This is a genomic window from Paenibacillus sp. HW567, assembly GCF_000374185.1.
Classification (GTDB): domain Bacteria; phylum Bacillota; class Bacilli; order Paenibacillales; family Paenibacillaceae; genus Paenibacillus_AQ.
Map to the genome: position 1 here is coordinate 3,227,803 of NZ_KB910518.1, position 25,004 is coordinate 3,252,806.

23 protein-coding genes are annotated in these 25,004 nt (G+C 49.5%); 8 read left to right on the forward strand and 15 right to left on the reverse strand.

All coding sequences use genetic code 11. From position 1 onward, the window contains the following. The first annotated feature begins 77 nt into the window (after window positions 1–77). From B212_RS0114720 to B212_RS0114735, 4 genes are all read left to right on the forward strand, one after another. Window positions 78–1,751, forward strand: coding sequence for an ABC transporter substrate-binding protein (locus B212_RS0114720; protein ID WP_019911637.1), 1,674 nt, complete (start codon window positions 78–80; stop codon window positions 1,749–1,751). Window positions 1,752–2,077: 326 nt separating this feature from the next. Beyond that, on the forward strand, window positions 2,078–2,893 hold the full coding sequence (locus B212_RS31470) for an ABC transporter ATP-binding protein (protein ID WP_156830133.1): 816 nt from the start codon (window positions 2,078–2,080) through the stop codon (window positions 2,891–2,893). A 37-nt stretch (window positions 2,894–2,930) separates the two neighbouring features. Continuing rightward, window positions 2,931–3,761: an ABC transporter permease gene (locus tag B212_RS0114730; RefSeq protein ID WP_019911639.1), complete on the forward strand. Its 831-nt coding sequence runs from the start codon at window positions 2,931–2,933 to the stop codon at window positions 3,759–3,761. Beyond that, complete coding sequence (locus B212_RS0114735; RefSeq protein WP_156830134.1) at window positions 3,758–4,561, forward strand: ABC transporter permease; 804 nt, start codon at window positions 3,758–3,760, stop codon at window positions 4,559–4,561. Before B212_RS0114730 ends, B212_RS0114735 begins: the two co-directional genes overlap by 4 nt. A gap of 186 nt (window positions 4,562–4,747) precedes the next feature. Here B212_RS0114735 and B212_RS0114740 read toward each other — a convergent pair whose 3' ends face one another. From B212_RS0114740 to B212_RS0114785, 10 genes are all read right to left on the reverse strand, one after another. Further along, window positions 4,748–5,545: a pyruvate, water dikinase regulatory protein gene (locus B212_RS0114740; protein WP_019911641.1), complete on the reverse strand. Its 798-nt coding sequence runs from the start codon at window positions 5,543–5,545 to the stop codon at window positions 4,748–4,750. Further along, the gene (ppdK, locus tag B212_RS0114745) at window positions 5,542–8,205 is read right to left on the reverse strand and encodes a pyruvate, phosphate dikinase (RefSeq protein ID WP_019911642.1); all 2,664 of its coding nucleotides are present in this window, start codon (window positions 8,203–8,205) and stop codon (window positions 5,542–5,544) included. Before ppdK ends, B212_RS0114740 begins: the two co-directional genes overlap by 4 nt. Window positions 8,206–8,294: 89 nt before the next feature. Continuing rightward, window positions 8,295–9,479, reverse strand: coding sequence for a malic enzyme-like NAD(P)-binding protein (locus B212_RS0114750; protein ID WP_019911643.1), 1,185 nt, complete (start codon window positions 9,477–9,479; stop codon window positions 8,295–8,297). A gap of 187 nt (window positions 9,480–9,666) precedes the next feature. Beyond that, the gene (locus B212_RS0114755; RefSeq protein ID WP_028530842.1) at window positions 9,667–11,016 is read right to left on the reverse strand and encodes a 2-hydroxycarboxylate transporter family protein; all 1,350 of its coding nucleotides are present in this window, start codon (window positions 11,014–11,016) and stop codon (window positions 9,667–9,669) included. Window positions 11,017–11,192: 176 nt separating this feature from the next. Next, window positions 11,193–11,900 (reverse strand): response regulator, encoded by a 708-nt coding sequence (locus tag B212_RS0114760; RefSeq protein WP_019911645.1) that lies wholly within the window; start codon window positions 11,898–11,900, stop codon window positions 11,193–11,195. Then, window positions 11,897–13,504: a DcuS/MalK family sensor histidine kinase gene (dcuS, locus tag B212_RS0114765; protein ID WP_019911646.1), complete on the reverse strand. Its 1,608-nt coding sequence runs from the start codon at window positions 13,502–13,504 to the stop codon at window positions 11,897–11,899. Before dcuS ends, B212_RS0114760 begins: the two co-directional genes overlap by 4 nt. Window positions 13,505–13,686: 182 nt before the next feature. Next, the gene (locus B212_RS0114770; RefSeq protein WP_019911648.1) at window positions 13,687–14,130 is read right to left on the reverse strand and encodes a GNAT family N-acetyltransferase; all 444 of its coding nucleotides are present in this window, start codon (window positions 14,128–14,130) and stop codon (window positions 13,687–13,689) included. A gap of 31 nt (window positions 14,131–14,161) precedes the next feature. Continuing rightward, on the reverse strand, window positions 14,162–14,710 hold the full coding sequence (locus B212_RS0114775; RefSeq protein ID WP_019911649.1) for a histidine phosphatase family protein: 549 nt from the start codon (window positions 14,708–14,710) through the stop codon (window positions 14,162–14,164). Window positions 14,711–14,714: 4 nt separating this feature from the next. Next, a complete protein-coding gene (locus tag B212_RS34515; protein WP_019911650.1) occupies window positions 14,715–14,885 on the reverse strand; it encodes a hypothetical protein in 171 nt (56 codons plus the stop codon). A gap of 42 nt (window positions 14,886–14,927) precedes the next feature. Continuing rightward, window positions 14,928–15,467: an AAA family ATPase gene (locus tag B212_RS0114785; RefSeq protein WP_019911651.1), complete on the reverse strand. Its 540-nt coding sequence runs from the start codon at window positions 15,465–15,467 to the stop codon at window positions 14,928–14,930. A gap of 212 nt (window positions 15,468–15,679) precedes the next feature. On the opposite strand from B212_RS0114785, the gene B212_RS0114790 reads away from it, so the two are divergent. Both B212_RS0114790 and B212_RS0114795 read left to right on the forward strand, forming a co-directional pair. Then, complete coding sequence (locus B212_RS0114790) at window positions 15,680–16,624, forward strand: tyrosine-type recombinase/integrase (protein WP_019911653.1); 945 nt, start codon at window positions 15,680–15,682, stop codon at window positions 16,622–16,624. Window positions 16,625–16,650: 26 nt separating this feature from the next. Then, entirely contained in the window at window positions 16,651–17,694 is a 1,044-nt protein-coding gene (locus B212_RS0114795) for a polyprenyl synthetase family protein (RefSeq protein ID WP_019911654.1), read from the forward strand. Here the strand turns inward: B212_RS0114795 and B212_RS0114800 are convergent. Both B212_RS0114800 and B212_RS0114810 read right to left on the reverse strand, forming a co-directional pair. After that, the gene (locus B212_RS0114800; RefSeq protein ID WP_156830135.1) at window positions 17,686–18,705 is read right to left on the reverse strand and encodes a hypothetical protein; all 1,020 of its coding nucleotides are present in this window, start codon (window positions 18,703–18,705) and stop codon (window positions 17,686–17,688) included. The genes B212_RS0114795 and B212_RS0114800 overlap by 9 nt on opposite strands. A gap of 283 nt (window positions 18,706–18,988) precedes the next feature. Further along, window positions 18,989–19,588, reverse strand: coding sequence for a TetR/AcrR family transcriptional regulator (locus B212_RS0114810; protein WP_019911657.1), 600 nt, complete (start codon window positions 19,586–19,588; stop codon window positions 18,989–18,991). Window positions 19,589–19,710: 122 nt separating this feature from the next. On the opposite strand from B212_RS0114810, the gene B212_RS0114815 reads away from it, so the two are divergent. After that, window positions 19,711–20,703, forward strand: coding sequence for an acrylyl-CoA reductase family protein (locus B212_RS0114815; protein ID WP_019911658.1), 993 nt, complete (start codon window positions 19,711–19,713; stop codon window positions 20,701–20,703). Window positions 20,704–20,889: 186 nt separating this feature from the next. On the opposite strand, the gene B212_RS0114820 is transcribed toward B212_RS0114815, so the two are convergent. Then, the gene (locus B212_RS0114820) at window positions 20,890–21,633 is read right to left on the reverse strand and encodes a cupin domain-containing protein (RefSeq protein WP_156830336.1); all 744 of its coding nucleotides are present in this window, start codon (window positions 21,631–21,633) and stop codon (window positions 20,890–20,892) included. Window positions 21,634–21,774: 141 nt separating this feature from the next. Beyond that, window positions 21,775–23,370, reverse strand: coding sequence for a sensor domain-containing diguanylate cyclase (locus B212_RS0114825; RefSeq protein WP_019911660.1), 1,596 nt, complete (start codon window positions 23,368–23,370; stop codon window positions 21,775–21,777). Between the two features lie 163 nt (window positions 23,371–23,533). On the opposite strand from B212_RS0114825, the gene B212_RS0114830 reads away from it, so the two are divergent. Continuing rightward, the gene (locus B212_RS0114830; protein WP_019911661.1) at window positions 23,534–24,397 is read left to right on the forward strand and encodes an alpha/beta hydrolase; all 864 of its coding nucleotides are present in this window, start codon (window positions 23,534–23,536) and stop codon (window positions 24,395–24,397) included. Between the two features lie 82 nt (window positions 24,398–24,479). Here B212_RS0114830 and B212_RS0114835 read toward each other — a convergent pair whose 3' ends face one another. After that, the gene (locus tag B212_RS0114835) at window positions 24,480–25,004 is read right to left on the reverse strand and encodes a YfiT family bacillithiol transferase (protein WP_019911662.1); all 525 of its coding nucleotides are present in this window, start codon (window positions 25,002–25,004) and stop codon (window positions 24,480–24,482) included.

Consider the following 25,004-nt stretch of genomic DNA (forward strand, 5'->3'; position numbering starts at 1 on the left):
TTAGCTGATAAAATAAGAAAAAAAAGAGAAAGAAAACACGGATTATTTCCTATTTTGCATGAGGAGGCCTTAGGATCATGAAGCTTCACAGTCAATTTCTCAAGCTCCATTCACACTACGGCGGAACGCCCGAAATCTCGGTTACCCTGGATGAACTGGCTCAGACCCTGGAATGCACCCACCGCAATGCCCTGCATATTATCAATAAAATGGCCGCGCAGGGCTGGATCACCTGGACGCCCAGCCGGGGGCGGGGAAAACGCTCCACACTGGTCTTACTGGCAAGCGCGGAGGATATTGCCCTCGAATCCATGATGCAGGCTATCAGCAGCAAGGAGATCAGCAGTGCCATTGAGGGCATCCGCGGCCATGCCCGCTCCTCCTCGCTCCAGGATACGCTGCAGGGGTGGCTGCTGGCTTATTTCGGGCATCATTCTGAAATCCGCAGCGACAAGCAGATTGATACACTCCGGCTTCCGGTTACCCAGCAGCTTCATACCTTCGATCCGTTGTATATGAATCTGCTGGCCGAATCGTTTGTATCCAGCCATGTGTTTGATGGACTGGTAGGACGGAGCGGCGAACGGGGCCGGATCGTTCCTGGCCTAGCCCACGCCTGGGAAACGGACAGCAGCCGCACGGCCTGGACCTTTCATCTGCGCAAGGAGGTATTATTCCATCATGGAAAGGTGCTGTCCGGGGAGGATGTGGTCTATTCATTTGAACGGCTGATGTTGACCTCGCAGCGGACGCTGTACAGCTTTATTTTCAAGGAAATCGCGGAGGTAGAGGCACTGAATCCTACCACCGTCCGCATTCTGCTGCGGAAGCCGAACGAGCTGTTCCTCCCCTTTCTGTGCACCAGCAGGGCGGCCATTGTCCCGAGAGATCTGGAGTCCATCGGTGAAGCTGCCTTTGGACGCAGGCCGGTAGGCACCGGTCCCTTCAAGGTGGTGGAGATGAGCGAGGAGCTCTGTGTGCTGGAGGTGTTCCCTTATTATTTTCAGGGACGGGCCCACCTGGACCGGGTAGAAATCCTCCACATGCCGTTCGGTGCCGACTCCACACTGCCGGATATCGGCCCGGCCTTTCATGTCATTCCCAACCCTTCTCTTGAGGACGGAACGCTCTGGAGCCGTATCCATTCCGAATCCTCTGTCCGCAAATTTGTCACCTGCAACACAAAGAAAAAAGGACCGCTGAACGATCCTCTGCTGCGGGCGGATATTCTGTCTTGTCTGGATGAAGCAGCATGCCCTTACCCAGGGGCTGCCTCCAATTCCACCGTTACCTTGCAAATTGCCACCATTCCGCAGTATGCCGCCGATGCCGATTATATTGCGAAGCGGCTGGTACAGCATGGTTATGTCTGCAACGTGCTGTCCATCTCACCGGAGGAATTCAAAGGCCCCATTCGCCTGGAATCCGATCTGATCGTCTTCTCCCTGCTCCGGGATCAGGATGAGCAGTTGCGGCTATTCGACCTGTATCTGACGTTGTCCCAGCACATCGAGCCTCGCACCCGGGCCGATATTGAGGGCATGCTGAACCTTATCACGCGGGAGCCTGATCCCCTGGCAAGAGCCGAGGGCTTCAAGCGTATTGAGGACAGGCTGACGCGGGAGCATCAGTTGCATATATTGTACGAAAAGCCGGCCGAAACGGCTTACCTGCCTTCCGTGCGCGGCGTCACCTTCAATAGCCAAGGCTGGGTTGACCTGCGCCATCTGTGGTTTCCGCGCGGCATGTAGCCGCTCCGGCAGATAAACCGCCAACCCCCGGCGGGAGGCCTGCATTAGGCTCCTGCCGGTAAACGCAAAAATACCGGTGGAATATTCACCGGTACCTAAAGTCAATTATGAGGAACATATGTAAAAAAAACTCCTATTTACTTGCGTTAACTATAAAATTAATATAGCACGGAAATGTCAAGATAGCAAGCATTTTTATGGAAAATGAAGAAAATAAATGTTCATCCCCTCTCGGGCAGCGTTCAAGGATGAGGGGCGAGCTTGATGCCATTTTATCCACTCCGCAGATTAATGTTATGATCTTCTGCACGAAGGAGGTGCTGTTGATGCAAATCAGGCTACATGATATCCGAAAAAGCTTTAAGGTGTACAAACGGCCCGAAGGAAAATGGGGGCTGCTGAAGGGCGCTTTTATGCGCAACGTGACTCAGGTGGAGGCGCTGGGCGGGATTGGTTTTGAAATTGCCGAAGGCGAGCTTGTGGGCTACATCGGCCCGAACGGAGCCGGCAAATCTACTACCGTCAAGGTAATGAGCGGCATCCTCACACCGGACAGCGGCGAATGCACAATCATGGGCAAGGTTCCGTGGAAGAACCGGGTGGAGCATGTGTCGAGAATCGGCGTTGTATTCGGGCAGCGTTCACAGCTCTGGTGGGATGTGCCGGTGGCGGATTCTTTTGATGTGCTTAAGGATATTTACGCCATCACTTCTGGAGATTACAGAGCAAGACTTGCTGAACTAACAGAGACCCTTGGGGTGGAAGCGCTTTTAAAAACACCTGTAAGACAACTGTCGCTGGGACAGCGGATGCGCTGCGAGCTTGTTGCCGCCCTGCTGCACCGGCCCAAAATCCTGTTCCTGGATGAGCCGACTATCGGCCTCGATGCGGTATCCAAGCTTGCGCTGCGCAATTTTCTTAGAGAAGAGAACCGCAAATACGGCGTCACGATGGTGCTGACCACCCATGATATGGACGACATAGAAGCACTCTGCGAGCGGGTAATGGTCATTGGGCACGGACAGCTCCTGTATGACGGCCGGCTTGCCGGACTGCAGGATAAGTATGCGCCTGAGGTGATCATGAAGGTGAATACCGACGCCATGATTGCCGCTATGTACAACGACTTGTCGCTGGTATAAGCAGAGGCTCCCATACTTTTTTGAAAGCGGGTGTGAAATGAACTTCAGAAATACCTGCAGGGCCTGCGGCTCGCTTTTCCGCATTCGTATGGCCGAAGGACTGCAGTACCGAGTTTCGGCGATATCTGGTGTGTTTGTCAGCGTGTTCTGGGGATTGCTGGAATGCGTGCTGTTTACCGTGTTCTATACATACAGCGACAACGGGGCGTGGAATAACAACGGCTTAAGCCTCACGCAAACAATATCCTATGTATGGCTGGCCCAGGCGCTGTTTGTGCTGCAGACGATGAGCATTGACAGTGAGATTATGGGCAAAATCAACAACGGCGACGTTGGCGTGGAGCTGTGCCGCCCGATGAATCTGTATACGCACTGGTTCGTCAAAAGCTCGGCAGGCAAGCTTGGAACCTCCTGGGTCCGCAGCCTGGCAACCATTGCTGTCGGACTATTGATGCCTGCCGGGTACGCGCTGGGCAGACCTGCTTCTGTCCTTGGCTTTTTATATTTCCTTTTATCGGTTGTGATGGCTTTTGTTCTGTGCTCCGCTTTTGCCATGTTCGTGACCGCCATACGTCTGAATGTAACATGGGGCGACGGGCCAACGTATATTCTGCTGCTGGTCAGCGGTATTTTATCCGGCACCTATCTTCCGCTCAGGCTCTGGCCCGATTTCATGCAGACCTTTCTGTATCTCCAGCCTTTTGGCGGATTCGCCGATATCCCGTTGCAGTTGTACGTGGGCAGCCTTCCTCCCTCAGCGGCCCTCCCTGGAGTTGGCCTACAGCTTATCTGGAGCGCCATCTTCATTGTGGCCGGACGGTTCATCATGAACCATAAGCTGAAAAACATCATCGTGCAGGGAGGTTGAGCGGAACAATGATCGCTGAAGGCAAAATCTATTTCAAATATTTGCGGATGCATCTGCTGTCGGGCATGGAATACAAGGGGTGGTGGCTGATGCTGATCCAGGTGCTTGTCGTTGTCATCTCGGACCCTATCTCAACAGTGCTTCTCTTCTCCCGCTTCGGCAACATCGGGGAATGGACCGTGGCACATATCATTCTGGTCTATGCACTGGCGATAGCCTCCTTCGGACTGGCGGAGAGCTTCTGCCGCGGCTTTGATTATTTTCCGTGGCAAATGCTGCGTTCCGGCGACTTCGACCGGCTGCTGCTCCGCCCCCGCTCCTTGTTCGTCCAGGTTGCGGCCTCAAGGTTTCATCTTCATCGTGCGGTCCGCCCCATTACAGGAATCTGCGCAGTCTTATGGGCGCTCTCGAAGCTCGGCGTTTCCCTTACCCCCGCAAAGATTGGAATTCTGCTTATGGCACTGGCAGGCGGCTGCCTCTTGTACTGCGGGGTGTTCGTGCTTACTTCGGGGCTTGCCTTCTTTACCATCAAAGGGCTGGACTGGATCTATATCCTGACCAATGCCAGCTATCAGATCACCCGCTGCCCGGAGCCATATATGCCGGGGGCGCTGAAGTCCATGTTCAGCTTCGTGCTGCCTATCCTGTTCATCAGCTTCTACCCCGCAGCCACCGTATGCAATTGGGGATATCCGAAATGGCTGGGGCTTATGTCGCTCCCTGCGGGAGCTGCTTTTTTGGGCTTGTCGCTTCTGGTCTGGCGCATTGGCGTCAGACATTATAAAAGCACGGGAAGCTGACTCCCGCTGCCGGATCGGTTATATCATTTGAACTAAAGAAAATATAAAAGGGCAGAAGTGACGGAGGGGAAGTTTGGATACTTACGGAGCGGGGATATAGCCATCGAACACAATATATGTCTAAGCAAAAGACAGCATCTGCTCCATACGAGCGAATGCTGTCTTTTAGCACATAGAGGGCATGTATTACTGAATGGATTCCAGAATCAATCCGGCCGATTCCTCAATGGATTTGTTCGTCACGTCAATTATTGTGCAGCCGAGCTGCTTCATCAGGCTGTCTGCATGGATGGATTCCTCAAGCACCTGCAGCTCAGAGGCATAGCCGGCATGCGTACCGAGACCAAGCGCCCGCAGCCGCTCTGTACGGATTCTAATCAGTGCTTCCATATCCATCGTCAGCCCGAATATGCGATTCCGCGGGATTTTCATTATTTCCGGGGGTGTCGGCCCATGCAGAGTTAACGGCCAGTTAGCCACCTTGTAGCCTTTATATGCCAGATACATGCTCAGCGGTGTTTTGGAGGTTCTCGACACGCCGATAAGCACGATATCTGCCAGTGCTATTCCGCGCGCGTCCCGGCCATCATCATATTTCACAGCGAACTCTATCGCCTCAATTCTGCTGTAATATGCGGCATCCAGTTCATGCCGGCGGCCAGGTCTGAGAAGCGGAGGATTATGAAAAGCGCCGCTTATCGCTTCAATGACAGGTCCCATAATGTCTACAGCTTGAACTTGGTGATACGTACTCTGCCTCTGAATGGCCTCCCGCAGTGACATTTCCACAAGGGTGTATACAATGACGGATTGCGACTGTGCGGCAAGCTCCACAATTTCCCGGATTTCCCGCTCGCTTGAGATACGCCGGAAATGCTTAATCCCTGCTGCCCGAATGTCAAACTGCCGCAAAGCCGCTTTAACAACCGTATCCCCCGTTTCCCCAACAGAATCAGAGCAGATATATATCTCCGGCACAATCATCGTTGCGGTTCCGCTATCTGGGAAGCAAGCACTGCCTGCGCCGCCGCAATCCGGGCATAAGGTACTCTATACGGGGAGCAACTGATATAATCCAGCCCGGCCTGCTGGCAAAAGACGATAGACTGCATATCCCCGCCGTGCTCACCGCAAATTCCGGTTTTGAGAAAAGATTTCTTCGACTTGCCCTTGGCTACAGCCCATTGTATAAGCTCGCCTACGCCTTCTTCATCCAGGCTTTGAAAAGGATTGGCCGGCAAAATCTGCTGCTCCAGATAGCTGTTCAGGAATTTCTCTTCCGCATCGTCCCGGCTGTAGCCGAAGGTCATTTGGGTCAGGTCGTTAGTGCCGAAGGAGAAGAAATCCGCATGTTCAGCAATTTTATCGGCAACGATAGCCGCTCTCGGCACCTCAATCATGGTTCCCACCTTGTACTGAAGGTCCTTATGCTCTCCGAAAAGCACTTGCCTTGCCACATCATCCACCAGTTTTCTAAGGGTCTGCAGCTCATTGGCATGCCCGACCAGAGGAATCATAATGTCCGGGCGTACCTCAATCCTTCTCCCAAGAACTGCTTTGGCCGCTTTGAAGATCGCTTCAATCTGCATATCGTATATTTCCGGAAAAAGAATACCAAGGCGGCAGCCGCGAAGTCCCAGCATTGGATTGCGCTCCTGAAGGGTACGGACTTTGGCTAGAGTAGCCTTAAGACGCTCTCGCTCGTCTTCTCCCTCTGCTCCTACAGTCTCCAATTCGCGGATCTGCTTCACCAGATGCTCCTGATTCGGCAGGAACTCATGCAGTGGAGGGTCCAGCAAACGGATCGTGACCGGCAGCCCATCCATCGCTTCGAAGATCGCCTCGAAGTCCGCCTGCTGCATAGGCATGATTTTGCTTAGCTCTTGAATTCTTTCCTCCTTGCTGCCCGCAAGGATCATCGCTTGCACAACCGGCAGCCGGCTGTCCGAGAAAAACATATGCTCCGTCCGGCACAGCCCGATGCCTTCCGCGCCCCATTCGCGCGCTTTAGCGGCGTCTGCGGGTGTGTCTGCATTGCTGTAGATTTTCAGCTCGCGGATCTCGTCGGCGTACTCCAGCAGCGTCAGCAGCTCAGGAGTAATCTCCGGCTCCGTAAGGGATACAATCCCTGAGAAAACCTGACCCGTCGCACCATCAATGGAAAGGCTCTCTCCTTCATTGAAGGTTCTACCGCCTATAGTCACTGAGCGCTGCTCCAGATCAATGGACAAACCATCGCAGCCACAGACGCAAGGCTTGCCCATACCTCTGGCGACAACCGCCGCATGGCTGGTCATTCCTCCTCTTCCGGTCAATATTCCCTGGGCAGCAAGAATGCCTTGAATATCCTCGGGTGAGGTTTCCAGACTGACGAGAAGTGCCTTCTTCCCTTCACGCGCCAAGCCCTCTGCAGTTTGCGCATCCAGTGCAATGACACCGGAGGCCGCTCCAGGCGAAGCCGGCAGACCTGTGGCAATAACCTGTAGTTGTGCTTGCCGGTCAATAGAGCGGTGCAGCAGTTGATCCAGATGTCCCGCTTCAATCCGGCTAACCGCCTCTTCCTTCGGCAGAAGCCCCTCATCAACCAAAGCGACAGCGATTTTAACCGCAGCTTGCGCTGTGCGTTTGCCGCTGCGGGTCTGCAGCACATACAACTGCCTGTTCTCAACGGTAAATTCAATATCCTGCATATCCAGATAATGCGCTTCCAATTGTTCTGCAACAGCAGTTAGCTGGGCATAAATCTCCGGTAAATCATCCTTCAGTTCAATGATACTGCGCGGTGTGCGGACTCCGGCCACTACGTCCTCTCCCTGGGCATTCATCAGATATTCACCGTATATTTCTTTGTCGCCAGTGGAGGGGTTTCTTGTGAAGAGCACGCCTGTCCCAGAGTCATCGCCCCGGTTACCGAACACCATAGTCTGCACCGTGACAGCCGTTCCTTGCTCATTAGGGATGCTGTACAATTTCCGGTATACCTTGGCGCGTACATTGTTCCAGCTTTTGAATACTGCGCCAACCGCCATTCTGAGCTGCACATATACATCCTGTGGAAACGCCTTGCCCGTCTGTGCTTCAACCAGCCAGTGGTAACGCAGAACAAGCTTTTTCCATTGCTCCGCGTTTACCTCCTGATCACTTATACAGTCCTCATCTTTCTTCATTTGCTCCAGGGCATGGTCGAAATGAAGGGCTGGTATGCCCAGTACCACTTCCCCGAACATTTGGATGAACCTGCGGTAGCAATCGTAAGCAAATCGTTCATTGCCCGTCTGTTTCGCAAGTCCTTGCACCGTGAAGTCGTTCAAACCCAAATTCAGAATCGTATCCATCATTCCCGGCATCGACGTTACCGAGCCTGAACGGACAGAGACCAGCAGCGGGCAATCGGAGTGTCCAAACCATGCCGACTGCTTATTCTCCAAATCACTGAGTGTTGCGCAAATCTCCTCAAATGTCTCATCGGACAAGCTGCCACTGGCCTGATACTTTGCGCATACTTCCGTAGTTACCGTAAATCCGGCAGGGATGGGAAGGCCAAGTCTGGTCATCTCTGCCAAATTGGCCCCCTTGCCTCCGAGCAAAGCCTTCATTGATAAAGAACCTTCATCAAAACGGTATACACCCTTCGCTGACTTCATCCTTTGCCCCCTATTAATTCACCGACATCATTGTATATTTTCTGTATTCTCTCTATTTATCTAAGCCGAATTGGAATCTCTATTTACAATTAGCTGTTCTCGGTTACCAAACCTGTTCTCGCCACACCGCTCTTGACCGCAGCCCGGATCACAGCTTCACGGATAAGCTCCACTACCCGAGGGTTGAATGCATCAGGCATAATATAGTCTGTTCTAAGCTCGCTTGCAGGAATTACTGAAGAGATCGCTTGGGCAGCCGCCAGCTTCATATCTTCATTAATGTCCGTGGCACCGCAGTCGAGCGCTCCGCGGAATATTCCCGGGAAGCAAAGGACATTATTAATCTGGTTCGGATAATCGGAGCGTCCGGTCGCCATCACCTTGACGTAAGGCGCAGCAATTTCAGGATCAATCTCAGGTGTAGGATTCGCCATCGCGAACACAATCGGGTCAGCGGCCATACTTTGCACATCGCTGAGCTTCAGGATTCCCGGCGCAGAAACTCCGATAAAGATATCGGCGCCTTTTATAACTTCAGACAGCAGGCCCGTTTCCAGATTCGGATTCGTAATCTGCGCAAATTCACTCCAATGCGGCTTGTCATATTCGACCGTCCGGCTGATCGCCCCCTGACGGTCCACACCGATCAGGTTCACGGCCCCGGCATGCAGCAGCATCTTGGATACGGCAATGCCGGCTGCTCCAATACCGTTCACTACGATCTTCGCAGTCTTGATGTCTTTGTTGCAGACCTTGAGCGCATTCAGAATCCCCGCCAGCACCACGATTGCCGTCCCGTGCTGATCATCATGGAAGACCGGGATATCCAGCTCCTTCTTCAGTCTTGCTTCGATTTCGAAGCAGCGCGGGGAGGAGATATCCTCCAGATTAATGCCGCCGAAGGTTGGCGCGAGCGCTTTGACAATGGTAATGATCTCTTCCGTGTCCTTCGAGTCCAGGCAGATTGGAAAAGCATCCACACCAGCGAACTGTTTGAACAGCGCAGCTTTGCCCTCCATAACCGGCATCGCAGCCTTTGGACCAATGTCGCCGAGACCAAGCACGGCAGTGCCGTCGCTGACAACAGCAACCATGTTCTTCTTAATTGTATATTGATAGGCCAAATCTTCATTTCCGGCGATGGCTTGGCATACTCTGGCGACACCAGGCGTATACACTTTGGAGAGATCCTCCATCGACTGAATCGGGTTTTTTAGCCCGGTTGAAAGTTTGCCTCCGAGATGCAGACCCATAACTTCATCCATAATTGTCATCATTTTTCCTCCTGCTAGCTGAAATGCGTTTCTTTCAATCCGTTTCAATAACATGAATCATATCACTGAAAAAAGTACTCTAGCAAGGATATAAAATCCTAATCAGGATGCTGATGTGCTTCAGATCATTAATCGACACAACATCTCCTCTTATCCTCCGCAAAAAGCATTTTTCCTCCTAGTAATGTTAATGCCATACCGACAGCAGAAGCGTTGCGAGTATAACCGTAACTGCGCCTCCAATGCGTGTGGAGATCTGGGCGAAAGGCATCAATTCCATTCGTCCGGCCGCAGACAGGATCGCTACATCACCGGTTCCGCCCAGTCCACCCCGGCAGCCTGTCACAATGGCAGCTTCAACCGGATACATTCGAATGAGCCTGCCGACATAGAAGCCGGAGATAATCATCGCCACAATAACTGCCGCACAGGTCAGAATATATGGAATGGAGATGATGGCAGCTACATCGTTAAGCGGTACGTACAGCATGCCTAGTCCCACCATAAGCGGCCAGGTCAGACTGGTGGAGACGAATTTGTACATTTGGAACGCGCCTTGTTCAATTTTTTCCGGCATCGCCTTGAAGCATTTGATCAACGCCGCCGTGAAGATCATCAGGATCGGTCCGGGAATGCCTACTACCTTCGAGGCAAGGCTGCCAAAGATGAATAATCCGCAGGCCACCAATAGTCCGGCTCCCATGAGCGGGAATACCACCGGCTTATCCTCATAGCTTCCTCCGCCGAGCTTCTCTCCATCCTTCTCCTTCACCAGCATGCCGTTGCCTGTATAGGATGGCTTCTTCTCGCCCAGCTTCTTAAGCAGTCCGGCTCCAATGATCGCCACAATGTTTCCGATAATGGCAGCCGGGATCATTTGTGCAACAACGGCTCCTGACTCTCCGCCAATAATCTGGGAGTAAGCAATGGACAGCGGAAGAATGCCTTCTCCGATACCGCCGCAGATGATTGGAACAATAATGTAAAAGATCGTGTGATGCAGGCTGTAGCCAAACATTGTGCCAACGGCAATACCCGCTCCAATCGCGGCTACGGTCCCGACCACCATCGGAATAAAAATTCTCACAACACCGTTGATCAGGGTCTTCCGGTTCATGCCCAGTATACTGCCGGCTACCAGACAGGAGATGTACAGGTACAGAAAGTTTGAGGTTTTCATCAATGTTTTGACTGAGGCGAGCGCATCCGGGCTGATGACATTCCAGAACACCATGAACGAGGGAACCATCAGAGCCAGGATGGCGGGGCCGCCGATGCTTTTGAGAATCGGAAGCTTGAAGCCCAGGTCGCTCAGCAGGATTCCCAGAACCATAATGACTGCAAATCCGCCGATCATATCATTGGGAAGATTCCCGGTTACAGCCGCCCCATAAATAATAAGGGCTATAATTACGTAAAGCGGAAGGGGAATAACACCTACCTTTAGTTGCTTCAGCTTCTGCAGAAACCCTTCATTGGCCGGAGAGGACGTGGTGGGGTTCCTTTCAGCGGCAGGGGATTGAACAGCTTTTTGCATCATGCATTACCTCCTAATATCGTCTACAGCCCTATAGTAGCGTAAATGTAAGCGCTTTTGTTTTTACGTAAATATTGATTGAATTATGTAAATTATTAAAGTAAGCGCTATCATAAATGAGCACGCAAAAACCGCCAATCCCCTAATTCCGGAATTGACGGTCTGTGGCGCTCAACCTATATGAATTTAGAAATAACGGAGCTGCCCCGGGGAGATATCCGGTATCGCTGCACGGGTCTGCCTACGGTGCCATAGGTCACATCACCATCGAGGGCCCCCATGTCCACCAGTCCGGCAAGGTATTTGCCGACCGAAACACGCGAAATTCCGGATAACGCCGCAATTTCTTCGGTGGAGAAGCTTGCTGTATTACATTTCTCCACTGCTGTCCAGACGGCCCGAAGTGTATTTCGTGTAAACCCCTTGGATAATTCCTGGGCCGCAAAGTCCCCTTTCCTGTAGCCGGTCAGCTTATCCAGCTCAGACTGGTCCAGAGAATCCTGGCTGCGGAACAGAAAATACTGCTCCTTGTAAGCCGACAGCGCTGCACGCAAGCGTTCGAACTCAAACGGCTTGATCAGGTAATCTACAGCACCGTTCTGAAGCGCATCCCGGATGCTGTCTTTATCGCTTGCGGCTGAAATGACTATAACATCTATTCGGATACTGCTCCGGCGGATGGCAGACAGCAGCTCAAGACCGTTGCTCTCCTTCATGTAAATATCCAGCAGAATCAGCTCAAAGGGATGTTCCCCCAATTGAGTCATGGCCTCGTCCGCAGATCTGGCCCAGCCCGCACACCGGAAGCCTTCCACTTGCTCTACGTAAAATTTGTTCATCTCGGCTACCATCGGATCGTCTTCTACAATCAATACGTTTATCATTGTCCATCACTCTTCGCTTGATAGGGTAAACTAACTGTGAACCGGGTTCCTTCTCCTTTGCCTGTCTCGCAGACAATCGTTCCGCCCAAAAGCTTAAGACTCCTCTCAACCAGGTACAAGCCGATGCCCCGGTCATTTCCTTTTGTCGAATAGCCCTGATGAAATATAAACGGCTCATTCTCAGGAGGTACGCCGCTGCCGTTATCACTGACTGTAACAATAAGCGTATTATCCTGAAACTGAAAACCGACGTGAATGCATTTGCTTCCCGCCCCTTCGGGCGCTTCCATCGCGTTATCCAGCAGATTGCCCACAATCGTGATAAGCTGACGGGTTCTCTCCGGGTCACTCGGCTCCGGCAGAACTCCATCCTCAAGCAGCACCAGCCGAATGCCTGCTTCTCTGGCCCGGCTCAGCTTGCCCAGCAGAAATCCGGCCATCACCGGGTCTTTGATCTGCCTGACAACGGCTCCCATCTCCGTCTGTGTCGTGGTGACCGTACTGGTGATGTACTCCTCCAGACGGTCATACCGGCGCATATGGGTTAACCCCAGAATAACATGCAGCTTATTCATGAACTCATGCGCCTGTGCACGCAAGGCTTCGGCATAGTGGGAAATGCCGGTGAGTCTTTCCATCAGCAGGCCAATCTCCGTCTTGTCGCGGAAAGTGGCGATTGCCCCCTCCACAGTCCCGTTAACGAAGATAGGCACAACATTTGCAAGTAAAGTAACCCCGTTATGCTCCACCTCCAGATCCTGGCTCGCTTCACCGGTCTCAAGCACATGCTTCATCTGAAGCAGCGGCCAGTATTTCTCCACCGGCTGATCCAGCGGTTCCTCCTGCATGCCCATTGCCGCAAGCAAGCGCTTAGCTTCCGTATTGATCAAGGTGATGCGTGCCTGCTGATCAACGGCAATGACTCCCTCCCGCACGGATTGAAGCATGGAGCTGCGCTCCTCAAGAAGCTTGGCAATGGCCGCAGGCTCCATGCCGAACATCATCTTTTTGATGGTACGGGCCAGCACGAACGCTCCCGCAGCGCCGATCACACTGCCCACAAGAATGCTCCAATACAGGATGCCCTCATTCTCTTTTACAGCAAGCCTAACGTTCCCCAGTGAGATTCCTACCGCCACAGCCCCCACCTGCTCCCCGCTTGCGGCGAATACAGGTGAGAACGCTCTCACGGATGCGCCCATAGATCCCTCGGCTTCAGATATGCTCTCCTGTCCCTGGAGAACCGCCGATTCATCGCCACCGCTGAAATGCTTTCCGATTTTCGCCTTGTCCGGATGGGACAAACGGATTGCCTTCATATTCATGACAACCACAAACTCCACATGGTTTAAAGTTCGAATGTCCTCGGTGTAGCTTTGCAATTCGGGCGAGGTGTGTGAATTCGTTAGTGATTCAATAATCAGCGGTGTACGGGACAGCGTACGGGATAAGGTGACTGCCTTCTGCTCCAGCGCGGTTTGGGTCTGCGAGGACACCTTCATCCCAAAGAGCACATAGACCACCAGCAGCATTACAACAAGCACTGCACAGATCATCAACGTAATTGTTGTTCGCAGCCTAAATGTATACCTTCCAATTTTCACCAGACAACCCTCCGGGAATACTCCATCAGTCTAACCTATACACAGAAGCGGCAGCCATGATTACAGACACATTTTATGCGGGTACAGGCTGAATCTGGACAAAGCTTGGCTCCATTCATATACAACAACATAATACCAGAAGCAGAACACCACTGTCCGTAGTATAAGAGTTGCAGGTATTATTAATGTGAGCTAAGATGCTTGCGGTAGCCCTCCACGTTCTCCTCCCGGTAGCCCATTGCCTCATAAAAGACATGCGCTTCCTTCCGCTTCTCACCGGAGACAAAAATAATATAATAGCAATCTCTTGCGTGAGCGATCTCTTCCAGGGCGGTCATCAGCCTTTTGCCCAGCCCCTGACGGCGCGCCCGGGAGGAGACGACCACATTTTCTATCACCATAAACGGCCGGCAATCCCCGACGAGGTCTTGACATACGATGCCCATCATTGAGCCCAGCAGTTCCCCCTCTACAAAAGCACCCAACAATATGTACCGGCTGTCCGCCTTGATTGTCTGAAACGCTGCCTCCAGCTTCCGTGAATCTGTGAGTCTGCCCGTAAGTTCCTCGTACAGCAGGTTCAATGCGGCAAGTGAATCCGCTTCGATTTCTCTAATGACTGGCATCTATGATCGTCTCGCTTTCTGATTGGTTTGATTAGGTTTTCTTCTCATAGACATATAGCTGTCCATTTCTCGGATTAATCATCCGCTTCCCCTTGTAGCCTCTGCGGCGCAATTCCCGATCCAGCAGTTTCATAAAAGCGCCATGGCTGACAGCCAGCACGTTCCCCAGTTTTTGCTCGCATTCGAGAGCGTCGACAGCATCTTTGACTCGGCCAATTACAGAATGCCTGTTCTCTGGCTGCGAGTGATGTTCAAAGCTCCAGAATATACGGCCTAATATCAGCCAGCAAGCTGTGGGTAGTCTACATCCTCCCAACGGTACAGCGGCAATTCTAACTTCTCTTAGCTTGGCTGTGAAAAGAAGCTCTCCTGCATAGATCAGACGGGCGGTGCTTATGGCTCTGGACTGATCACTGCACAGGCAACGCGCCCATACATGCCCGCTGCTCTTGCACTCTGCTGACTGCCAGATTTCCGCGGCTTCATACTGTGAAACCCACTCATTAAACTGCGCACCTGACATCCAAGCCCGCTTCGGAGGGGCTGCTACTCTGAAATGTCTGACCAATCCGATAGTCATCCGCTTAAGCCCCGCCTGTATTCACAGCAGTGTTTTGCATATCTTCATTGCCGGACAAATGGGTTTTCACCGTACCTTTGGTAGCGCTGTCGCCAAATTCAATCCGGCTTGACCCTTGAGCCAGTGCTTTTCCCCCGGCAATGCCCTCCGAAACCATCATTCTACTCATGTTCATAACTAATCTCCCATCGACTGCCGTCCTCAAATTGCACCGTATTTACAAAGGAACAGACATTTCCTTCAGCACCGTTTGAACGCGCTCCTCAACGGTTAAATCTTCTTCCAGTCTCAGCACAGGACACTCAAGGCCGGACATCCATTCCTCGTGCAGCACCCGGCTTCTCACCTCTGGCCCCGCAGTCTCATATAAAGCCGCCCATTCCATAAAAGCCTGCGTAGCCTCAAATTGGCTTCCGCCCGGCAGAATTTCCTTCCCATACCGTCCGTACTCCCTTGCTCTCAAGCGCTCCAGACGGATCTCCGGCGGAATCCGCAGAAATACCACCAGGTCAAATCTGGGCCGCAGCCCATCTCCCCACCCGCAAACCGCACCGGACAAAATCCACGGCTCCCGCGTGTCCAAATCATGCATAATTCTGCTTAATCTCTCTGTGATTTCCGTTTGCTCCGTATATTTATGCTTCCAAAAATAATCATCACTATCCAAATGCGCATATGGCAGCCTGCCCGCTAAAGCGCGGCCCATTGTACTCGTCCCAGCGCCCGAAGCTCCCAGAATATGAATTCTGCTGTACATGGCTCCTCCCCCACAAGAAATGCAATAGTTACAGCCCATTGTATATTTCGGATTCCAAAGGTACAGCGACACTTTTCACTGAACGGATTTCACAGAAAATGCTGAGTAAATTTCAGAATAAAATATAAATTGTTAATTCCCGTTTTTTACCGGTTGCCTTTGTTATAATTTGAACATCTGACTATAGAAAACATACATCCAGGAGGAATAGCATGACCGTTTCCGTCTCCGAATTACAAGAATATTTAGAGAAGTACGTTACCTATCTAATCATTGAAAAGAACCTATCCCCAAAGTCGATCAAAGCTTACCTTTCCGACCTCAATATGCTGCAAAACTGGTTAATCGAAAATAAGATGAATAGTGTCACCAGCGACATTCTCCATCTTTACTTCCACAGCTTTAACAATTCCTGCCTGCTTAAAGATTCTACAATTAAAAGAAAATACATATCCATAAAGGCCTTTTTTTTATTTCTGGTCCACAAAAACTGGATTGAACAATCTCCTCTTCACAACTTCGGGAAAAGGTTCAAAACGTCCAAAAGAATCCCCAAAACTCTTGCTGTAGAAGAAATCGAACGCTTACTGCAATCTCCGCTTAGGGATCGGGAGCAATTGACTACACCTTTTCGCACTCGCCTGTCCATCAGGAATGACGCCATCATTGATCTATTATTTTCTACCGGAATCCGAATCGGTGAACTTGCGCAAATTCACCTGCAGGATATTGATTTAAAAAACCGTGTGGTCGTCATTTTTGGGAAGGGGCGCAAAGAACGGCTGCTATATCTGTCCAGCACTGAGCTAATCGACAAGATAAATGACTGGATGGAAGTCAGGGAGCTATTCCGTCCGCAATGCGATACTCTTTTTCTTAATAAATATGGCAAGGCCTTATCAATTTACGGGATTGAAGATATTTTTTCCAAATACAGAAAATTAGCCAGCATTAACGAAAAAGCCACTCCTCATTACCTACGGCATTCATTTGCAACACAACTGCTCGAAAACGGGGCCGACCTCCGTGCCGTCCAGGAAATATTAGGCCACTCCAGTGTGAGCACAACAGAGATTTATACCGAAGTTTCGGTAAAAAGAAAACGGGACGTTCTTTCACAGTTTAATCCCCGCAATCGGCTGGAGACCTCCAAATAACTACGAATTATTTGGGGGTATTAATAATGTTGAAGGAAGTAACTTATTATGACGTAATAATGGGGAACCATTCTGAAAGTTTTATAAGTGCATTTGACTTGGCATGGAAATCTTGTCTCGCATGTATGGATCAGAAGTATACGCAATCAGTACAAATGAGTGTGGGGCATCGTCTTCGTCCTTTGCTAGCTGCTTGGGGATACAGCCTTTCTTCTCCATCCATTAACAATTTAGATTTCAATAAGGTGACAAATACTGCAGTCAGTATTGAATTAGTACATAAAGCCTCAATTATTACAGATGATTTAATAGACAATGATAACGCCCGTCATGGAAAACCTACCTTTCATGTGGAGTATAGTAGGTACGAGGCAATACTCTTTGTGGTTCATCTTTTAGGTCATTCTGTAAAAATATTAAATGATAACTTTTCCTTGAATACTAATGTTACACCTCATTTAAATATATATATTGATATACTTTCAAAAACGATTTGCGAGATGTCCAAAGGCGCGCTTAAAGAATTAAACCTAAGCTCTGATGAAATCACAAAATTAAATGAGTTAAGCGAAATTATTAATTTAGAAACTGTAAGTTTAATAAAAAATAGTTTTCTTCTAGGATATCTTTCAAGCGGTAATTTTGATAAACAAGTTATGGAAATTGTTGAAGTTATTGGTAGCAAATGTGGTTTTGTATTCCAGATGCTGAATGACACTGAGCCGTTTTCTCAAAAAAGTAGAAATGAAAACTATAAAGGCAATAATAATTTTGACTTTAATAAATCCAGAAAAAATATTGTTATCGGGTATTTGTACGGAATGTCAAGTTCTAAAGAACAGGCAATGATTAGAAATACTAAAGCACTTAAATCAGATTATATTTTAAATTTATACAATAAATATGACATCACTTCTTTTGTTCTCAAAGAGGTTTCTCGCATAAAGTCTGATATTATGAAGGATGTGGAACACCTACTTTCCTTAACTAATAATAAATTGTGGTCCATAGAATTCGAAAAATTTATTGAATATATTTTTGAATTTTGCATTGAACGCGTGTTAAAGTAAGGTTTTCAATCCTGTTGCAATGCTAGTTAGATGGACAGCAAGCGTTAGCAAAGGAAGTAATATATTAAATGATGAAGAGTCTTTTATTGGATAATTTTGAGAATCGTTTACTTGTTTAATCAAGGCTGCAACTGTACTTGTTTTTTCGATCAAGATATCTCCCAGACCATTGGATAGTTCCATCTCCTTCTCAAGTAATTTCTCAAGTTCCTCGATTCTTTGTTGCTTGAGTTTTGAAACAATTTTCTTAATATATGCCTTCAGTAGATATGAATACACTGGGAAAGCAATAATTATAAATAAAATTATCCCTCCCCAAGTAATTATAAATGAAAAATTAGGATTCACATTAATGGATAAATTAGGCTTAAATGAAACAGAATTTTTAGGTACTAGCATTGCATACTCGAAGGTAAACAACAATCCTAGTATGAAAAATATATTTTTGAAATTTTTAGCTTGTTCAGCTATGATGACTAGCCAAGGCGTATTGGCAGGTATGAATTTATTGTAATCTGAAATATCCAGCTTTGTTATTCTTTTTGTATATATTATTAGCTGTACAAACTGGAAATATCCTATAATCGAAAAAAAGAGAGCAACTGCACCGACAATTATTGCATAAACTCCCATAGAATTCATCTGAATGTATTTCAATAAAATGATGTTAACAAAGTAAAAAACAACAACAATACATGCAATATAGAGATTCAGGTTAGATTTTAATTTCTTTTCAGTTCGGAAATGGGCCCCTGTAATTTGAGGATTTAAAGGAGTTAAGCCATTCTCAAAAAAAAGCATGAATTTCTTAACTGTATATAATGAAATTATAAATATGGTTAAAAGAGAAATTAGATGAACATAAAAAAAGGGAAAGGGGCATACGAAGTTAATAAATACACCAAGTAAAAAAAGAACCCCTGATAAGATAGTTACTTTGATAATTTTTAATTTTTTAATTTTAGTAAAAATAAAACTTTCTTTTTCAAAAAAAATGCATATTTTCGACATATTTACCCCCAAATAATTCGTAGTTATTTGGATATGAATGTGCTGATTGAAGACCGTCACATTTTACTTGAATCCTCCTTCAAATCAAGGCTTCATCAAGGATCCTCCTACCCGTCACAACATTATCCATGATCTTTTTTATCTTCAAAAATATATATTCGTTCTTATATTCCATAATCCTCCTGCAATAGAGTCCAAATTTATAATAATTCTACAAATGAAGACAAAAAAAGACAGAATGTTTAAACGTCCTGTCTTGATCTCCATATTTTTTATAAAGCTTCTATCGCACACTAAGCACTTTCATAACCGCATCATAACAAGACCCCTTAAATACACCATGCAAATCGTCATTGTCGGTCATCAGCCACTGGATCAGGCAGCCGTCGATAATTGCGCGGATCACGGGCGCAGTGGTGTCCGGGGACAGCTCTTTGGGGAAGACGCCCTCCTGCTGGCCTGCTATCAGCACCTCCGTGCTTATCCGTGCGCAGTTGTCGTAGAAACGCTGGTTAATCTCCCGGTATACCGGAATCCGGCTCGCTCTGGACAAGAAATCCAGATACACCCGGTAAAAAGAACGGTTCTTCGCCGGTCCGGCAAAAACGGAGTCGATATACGCAGTAAGCTTGCCGGTTGCTGTCTGCTGCTCCTGTACCGCCGCCTGCTCTTTGGCCGATATTTTACCGGTCAGCCATTCCAGCAGCTCCACAAGCACCGCTTCCTTATTGTCAAAATAATAATGCACGACCCCCTTGCTGACCCCGGCATGATCGGCAATCGTCTGCAGGGTCACGGAATCATATCCAAGCTCGGACAATGCCTGAAAAGCAGCGAATAGAATCTGTTTGCGTTTCTCCTCGGATTTCTTGTAACGAACCATAGGGCCTCCACTTTTTAAAGAAATAATGTATATTATATCATGGACAATAAAAAGTTGACCGGTCAGAATAAATATTATATAACTTAGCTACACAATTATAGCTGTTAAAAGGAGAATTTTGTATGCCAGAACATTTTCAAGCTTTGGTCGTGGACAAATCCGAGACCTTTTCCGTTGCAGTCAAGCCTGTAACGTTAGCGGAATTGCCTGCCGGAGAAGTATTAATCCACGTTGCCTATTCCAGTGTGAACTATAAGGACGGATTAGCGAGCATCCCGAACGGGAACATCCTGCGCAATTATCCCTTTATTCCGGGTATTGATTTGTCGGGAATCGTCGTATCCTCTGCCGATCCACGTTTCCACGAAGGACAATCCGTCATCGCCACCAGCTACGGCATCGGCGTGTCCCATTACGGAGGCTTCAGCGAATATGCACGGATTCCTGCGGAATGGGTCCTCCCTCTGCCGGAAGGACTTACCCTGCGGGAGGCGATGATCTATGGAACCGCAGGCTTCACCGCCGCTATGTCCGTTCAGGCGCTGGAGGACCACGGAACCGCGCCGGATAAAGGCAAGGTGCTCGTTACCGGTGCGACCGGCGGCGTCGGCGGCTCAGCAGTTGCAATGCTCGCCAAGAAAGGCTACCACGTGGCCGCCAGCACCGGCAGAACAGAGGAAGCCGCTTATTTGCAGGCTCTGGGTGCAGCCGAGGTCCTCTCCCGCGAGGACGTCAGCGGAGGTGCAGGCAAGCCGCTCGACAAGCAACTGTGGCAGGCGGCTGTTGATTCTGTGGGCGGGGCTCCGCTTGCGGCGGTGCTGAGCAAAATCGCCTATGGCGGCGCGGTTGCAGCCAGCGGTCTAACCGCCGGAACAGCGGTTCCGACGACTGTGCTTCCTTTTATTCTGCGGGGCGTAAGCCTGCTGGGCATTGATTCCGTTTCCTGTCCGATGGAGCTGCGGTTGAACATTTGGGAGCGGATGGCTACGGATCTGAAGCCCGATTCACTCGAAGCTCTTATAGACCGTGAGATTCCTTTAACCGAGCTGCCCTCTGCGCTGGAGGATATTCTTAAGTCGCGCACAAGAGGACGGGTGCTTGTCCGCTTGTCTTAATACAAGACTAAGCGCTCCACCCGACAATTATTAATCACTATTCAGCCACCCGGGAGCATCCCTGGGTGGCTATTTTTTTAAAATATAAGGCTTTATATGTTTCACACCATAAAACATCCTTCTATTTCTTGCTGAAACGGATACCGTCCTTTTAAGGACGGCGAAGCCGTTTCTGCTTGTCAAAAACTAAAATTCATCGACTGCAGTCTGCGTGCCGGGATAGGGCTGAACATATGGCTGTTGCCGGTACTGCTGGACATACGGCTGACCATAGAAGCCCGGCGAGGGGTCAGCAGGCTGGTACCCATAGGGCTGTAGCATCTGCGGCGCCTGCGGATACATGTATGGAGGCATGAAATAAGGATGCTTGGCATTTGCCCCTGCAGATTTGCCGGGTTCACAGCAGTCCGCAGGCGGTCCAATAAACGTTCCGGGCTGCACTGGAGCCAGCGCATCCTTCACTTTGGCTTCATTCAGACAATAGGTATGTGCAAGAACATTCGACGGTGTAAGGGTCAGCAGATTCGACCCCAGAATGACCTCTGGGACTGGAGCATTGAAAATCGCCAGCAAATGGGTGCAGTCTACAGTGGCAACCTCATAATGCCACCAGCCCTGCGGCACATTCGTTACTTGTCCCGGGCAGATGGGGAAATGCAGCAGCTCATTCGTGAACGGGTTGATCAATGAGACTACAGCCTCGCCGGAGATGCAATAGACCAATTCAGCGGCATTTTGATGATAATGCGGTTCAACCACATTGGATTTGCTGAGAAAAATATCAAGCAAGGATATATTATCCAGCGTGTTAAGCTCATTCACCGACAGCGTATTGATATAATTGCAGGCATCCTTTCTAAACGTTGTATTGCTGTTCACATCAAAAGTAAACTGTGTATTGGGTGATTTGTAATCCAGATATAACGTCACCGGTAAATCCTTCCCTTCTCCAAAAACCGTATTCTCCTTCTGCGATAGGATATGTATCCGCTCATGCCCAGGTGAATGATTTTTGTTCCGGCCTTGTCCCCAAAAAAAAGCATCCTCCACAGGGGAAGATGCGCCTAAGTTCTATTCACTGGCAATAATCGTCCGGTTCCTGCCCAGGCCCTTAGCCATATACATGGCCTGGTCCGCCTGTTCCAGCAGCTCCTCGCGGGATTTCCCGTGGGTTGGAAAATGCGCAATGCCTTGCGAAGAAGTAACCTTCATCGCCAAGGGAGCGGCGCTTGCTTCCAGCGTTTTACGGATTCGCTCCGCCACCAAATATGCATCTGCAGCTTTGGTGCGCGGAAGCAGCACAACAAACTCCTCCCCGCCGTAACGGCAGCAGACATCGCCCGGGCGAACGCTTGACGTCAGGATTCCGGCAACCTGCTTCAATACCTCATCCCCTGCCAGGTGGCCGTAGGTGTCATTCACGAATTTGAACTTGTCCACATCCAGCGCGATGACAGAGAAGGAAAACTGTGCGGCGATCCATTGATTCATCGTCGCTTCAACCGATCTGCGGTTCACAAGTCCCGTCAGTAGATCCGTCATCGCTTCCTGGGTCAGTTGGCTCGTCTGCTTCTGAACATCACTCCAGGCAATGGCAACCGCCTGCGTCAGCAGGTCTGCTTCCCGGTTCCAATGCGGCTTCAGCTCAGGAAGCTCCATCTTTTCTTTGCCTACCCTGCTCATCAGGTCCGCAAGCATCACGAACGGCTTGGCCAATTGATGAGCCAGCAGAATTACAAGCAGAAGCAGGATCACAAAAGGAATTATAGTATAGGCAATGGTTATGCGGAGGTGGCTCAGTAATTCATTCTGGATGGCGCTCACAGGCGAAACGACCACAACTCCCCAGCCATTCGACGTGACTTTGGAATAACCAGCCAGCATCGGAATGCCTCTCACATTTACCGCCTGCATTTGTCCGCTTTTTCCCTTAATTAATTCTTGCACAACCCGGTTTGAGCTGACATCCTCATTAATTCGGCTTTTATCAGGGTGAAACAGCAAATGCCCGTCAGCGCTCACAATGTAATAATAGGAGCCTCCAGCGTTAACATCGTTATTCCCGCCGCCAAAAATCATATTCAGGATATTATGATTCTGCAGATAAATCGTTCCGCCAAGCTGTCCCAGATAATGCTGGTTTTCGTCGTACAGCGGCTCGCTCATGAACACAATCATCCTGCCGGTAGCGGAGGCTGTGTACGGTTCGGAGAGATAGGCGCTCTTCATGCGAAGCGCTTCCAGCGCCCAGGGTGAATCAACTTTTTTGCCGGCTAGTCCAAGCGTTGTCGGTGAGGTGCTGCGGATAACGCCATTTTCACCTACCAGGAGAATCGAATTGAAATAGTTGCTGCTGTTGCGCATTAACTCAAGATAATTGTTAATCTCTTCAGGCTTCACTCCGTGCGACAGCCTATACGCGCTGAATTCAAGGGAGCTGCGCATGGAGCGGAAGAGCGAATCCATCGTTTGGCTCATTCTTTCGGCATTGCTAAAGTTGAGATTCAGCGTTGTATTGATCAACGATATTTTTTTCGATTGATATGAAGCGGTAAGCAGGATCGTAGATGTCAGTAGAACCACCAGTGTTACCAGACCGATCAGCAGCGCGGTAAGACTGAGCTTCTTCTTTTCCGGTAAGAGTCCTGCTCCTCCCAGTCTGGGCATTACTTAACCTCCTCGTGTTACTGGGCAGCAACTGCCAACAGGTGTATCTTATTTATAATTATAAACGATTGAGATGCAGAATCCACACATCATTCATACTTCTTTGGGGCAGAATTCAACTATTGGCTTAACCAACCCAATTCTCAGGAGGCATATTTAGAACATGATGTGGATAAAAAATAAAGCAATACCGGCCCTCGCCATGCTCATGGCGCTATTGATTCTTTTTGCAGGACAGCCTGTACATGCATCAGGAGTAGAAGCTGCTGTAGAGGGCAAGCCGGCAAATCCTGGATCGCTTACTTTTGTGCTGGTGCATGGTGCCTGGGTCGATGCCAGCTTCTGGGATGAAATAGCAGCGGAGCTGCGCAAAATGGGACATACTGTGTACACGCCCGAATACGCCGGACACGGCTCGGATCAGAACAAAAACGTCACCCACGCGCAGGAGACAAAATCAGTCGTTGATTTCATCAAGCAGAAGGATCTGCACGATATTATCCTGGTTGGGCATAGCTTTGGAGGTACGGTGATTCAAAAAACGGCAGAGCAGGTACCGGACCGGCTGAAACGCCTGGTGTTTTTTGACGCTTTCGTCCTGCCGGACGGGCAAAGCGCCGCTGACCAGTTCCCCGCTCCCGCAAAAGAGATGTTCGTGCAGTTGCGCAAGGCTTCCGGGAACAATACCATCATGCTCCCCTTTAACCTTTTCCGTGATACCTTTGTAAATACAGCTACACTTGAGCAGGCGCAGGCGCTGTACAAGAAGGTTATTCCTGAACCGGGAGGGTCGCTGTTTGAGAAGCTTGATCTGAAGAAATTCTACAGCCTGCCCACGCCGAAGAGCTATCTTTATCTGACGGAGGATATTGCAATGCCTCAGATTCCGCCTTACGGCTGGCATCCCGGACAATCAAGCCATTTAGGTGTTTACCGGTTCATTGAAGGCACAGGCGATCACATGACAACCCCTCATACACGCCCTCAAGAGATTGCCGATAAAATCGTCCAGGCCGGCCGCGACTAAGTTTTTGCGCAGCAGGACATGAAGAAGAGCAAACGGCGGGACCTGTCCCGAATCCGCTTGCTCTTCTTATGATCTGTAACGCTTACCAGCCGCTGCGCTCAATCAGTGAAGTAATCTGCGCAAGATGATGCCGGTTATGCCAGTTGTATCTTTGGAGCGCCGTATCCAGAGTCATCGTTCCCAGCATCAGGCTCACAAAGGTTCTGCTATACTGCGCTTCTTCCAGCGAAGTGAGCACAAGAGCGAATCTGCGGTTAAGATTCTCCAGTAATAGAAGCGAGGTTTCAACCGGCTCACTGCTGTAATCGCTCAGCTCAGCCCATAAATCCTCCCTGTAGGAAGGAATTTCCGGTGCTTCTTCGGTCAATCCCCGCTTAAAGCGCAAATAGGCATTCATGTTGTTATCGGCGAGATGATGCACCACCTGCTTGACGCTCCAGCCGCCTGGACGGTAGGGAGTGTTCAACTGCTCCTCGCTGAGCGGCTCAATGATCCCTCTTAACCGTGCAGCCATTGTACGCAGCTCTTCAATGCTCATCTTCCGCTCCTCGGCCGTCTGCGGTCCAGCGCTTGTAAAGGGACCTATCGGATAACGTAATTGATCCAT

Bases quoted from the DNA above. Each gene is read 5' to 3' on its own strand.
- ppdK (WP_019911642.1), bottom strand. From the start codon at position 8,205: ATGAAGTCAGCGAAGGGTGTATACCGTTTTGATGAAGGTTCTTTATCA.
- B212_RS0114740 (WP_019911641.1), bottom strand. From the start codon at position 5,545: ATGATTGTGCCGGAGATATATATCTGCTCTGATTCTGTTGGGGAAACG.
- B212_RS31470 (WP_156830133.1), top strand. From the start codon at position 2,078: ATGCAAATCAGGCTACATGATATCCGAAAAAGCTTTAAGGTGTACAAA.
- B212_RS0114760 (WP_019911645.1), bottom strand. From the start codon at position 11,900: ATGATAAACGTATTGATTGTAGAAGACGATCCGATGGTAGCCGAGATG.
- B212_RS0114830 (WP_019911661.1), top strand. From the start codon at position 23,534: ATGATGTGGATAAAAAATAAAGCAATACCGGCCCTCGCCATGCTCATG.
- B212_RS0114755 (WP_028530842.1), bottom strand. From the start codon at position 11,016: ATGCAAAAAGCTGTTCAATCCCCTGCCGCTGAAAGGAACCCCACCACG.
- B212_RS0114785 (WP_019911651.1), bottom strand. From the start codon at position 15,467: ATGTACAGCAGAATTCATATTCTGGGAGCTTCGGGCGCTGGGACGAGT.
- B212_RS0114730 (WP_019911639.1), top strand. From the start codon at position 2,931: ATGAACTTCAGAAATACCTGCAGGGCCTGCGGCTCGCTTTTCCGCATT.
- B212_RS0114815 (WP_019911658.1), top strand. From the start codon at position 19,711: ATGCCAGAACATTTTCAAGCTTTGGTCGTGGACAAATCCGAGACCTTT.
- B212_RS0114795 (WP_019911654.1), top strand. From the start codon at position 16,651: ATGTTGAAGGAAGTAACTTATTATGACGTAATAATGGGGAACCATTCT.
- B212_RS34515 (WP_019911650.1), bottom strand. From the start codon at position 14,885: ATGAACATGAGTAGAATGATGGTTTCGGAGGGCATTGCCGGGGGAAAA.
- B212_RS0114750 (WP_019911643.1), bottom strand. From the start codon at position 9,479: ATGACAATTATGGATGAAGTTATGGGTCTGCATCTCGGAGGCAAACTT.
- B212_RS0114825 (WP_019911660.1), bottom strand. From the start codon at position 23,370: ATGCCCAGACTGGGAGGAGCAGGACTCTTACCGGAAAAGAAGAAGCTC.
- B212_RS0114775 (WP_019911649.1), bottom strand. From the start codon at position 14,710: ATGACTATCGGATTGGTCAGACATTTCAGAGTAGCAGCCCCTCCGAAG.
- B212_RS0114770 (WP_019911648.1), bottom strand. From the start codon at position 14,130: ATGCCAGTCATTAGAGAAATCGAAGCGGATTCACTTGCCGCATTGAAC.
- B212_RS0114800 (WP_156830135.1), bottom strand. From the start codon at position 18,705: ATGTCGAAAATATGCATTTTTTTTGAAAAAGAAAGTTTTATTTTTACT.
- B212_RS0114720 (WP_019911637.1), top strand. From the start codon at position 78: ATGAAGCTTCACAGTCAATTTCTCAAGCTCCATTCACACTACGGCGGA.
- B212_RS0114790 (WP_019911653.1), top strand. From the start codon at position 15,680: ATGACCGTTTCCGTCTCCGAATTACAAGAATATTTAGAGAAGTACGTT.
- B212_RS0114810 (WP_019911657.1), bottom strand. From the start codon at position 19,588: ATGGTTCGTTACAAGAAATCCGAGGAGAAACGCAAACAGATTCTATTC.
- B212_RS0114835 (WP_019911662.1), bottom strand. From the start codon at position 25,004: ATGGATCAATTACGTTATCCGATAGGTCCCTTTACAAGCGCTGGACCG.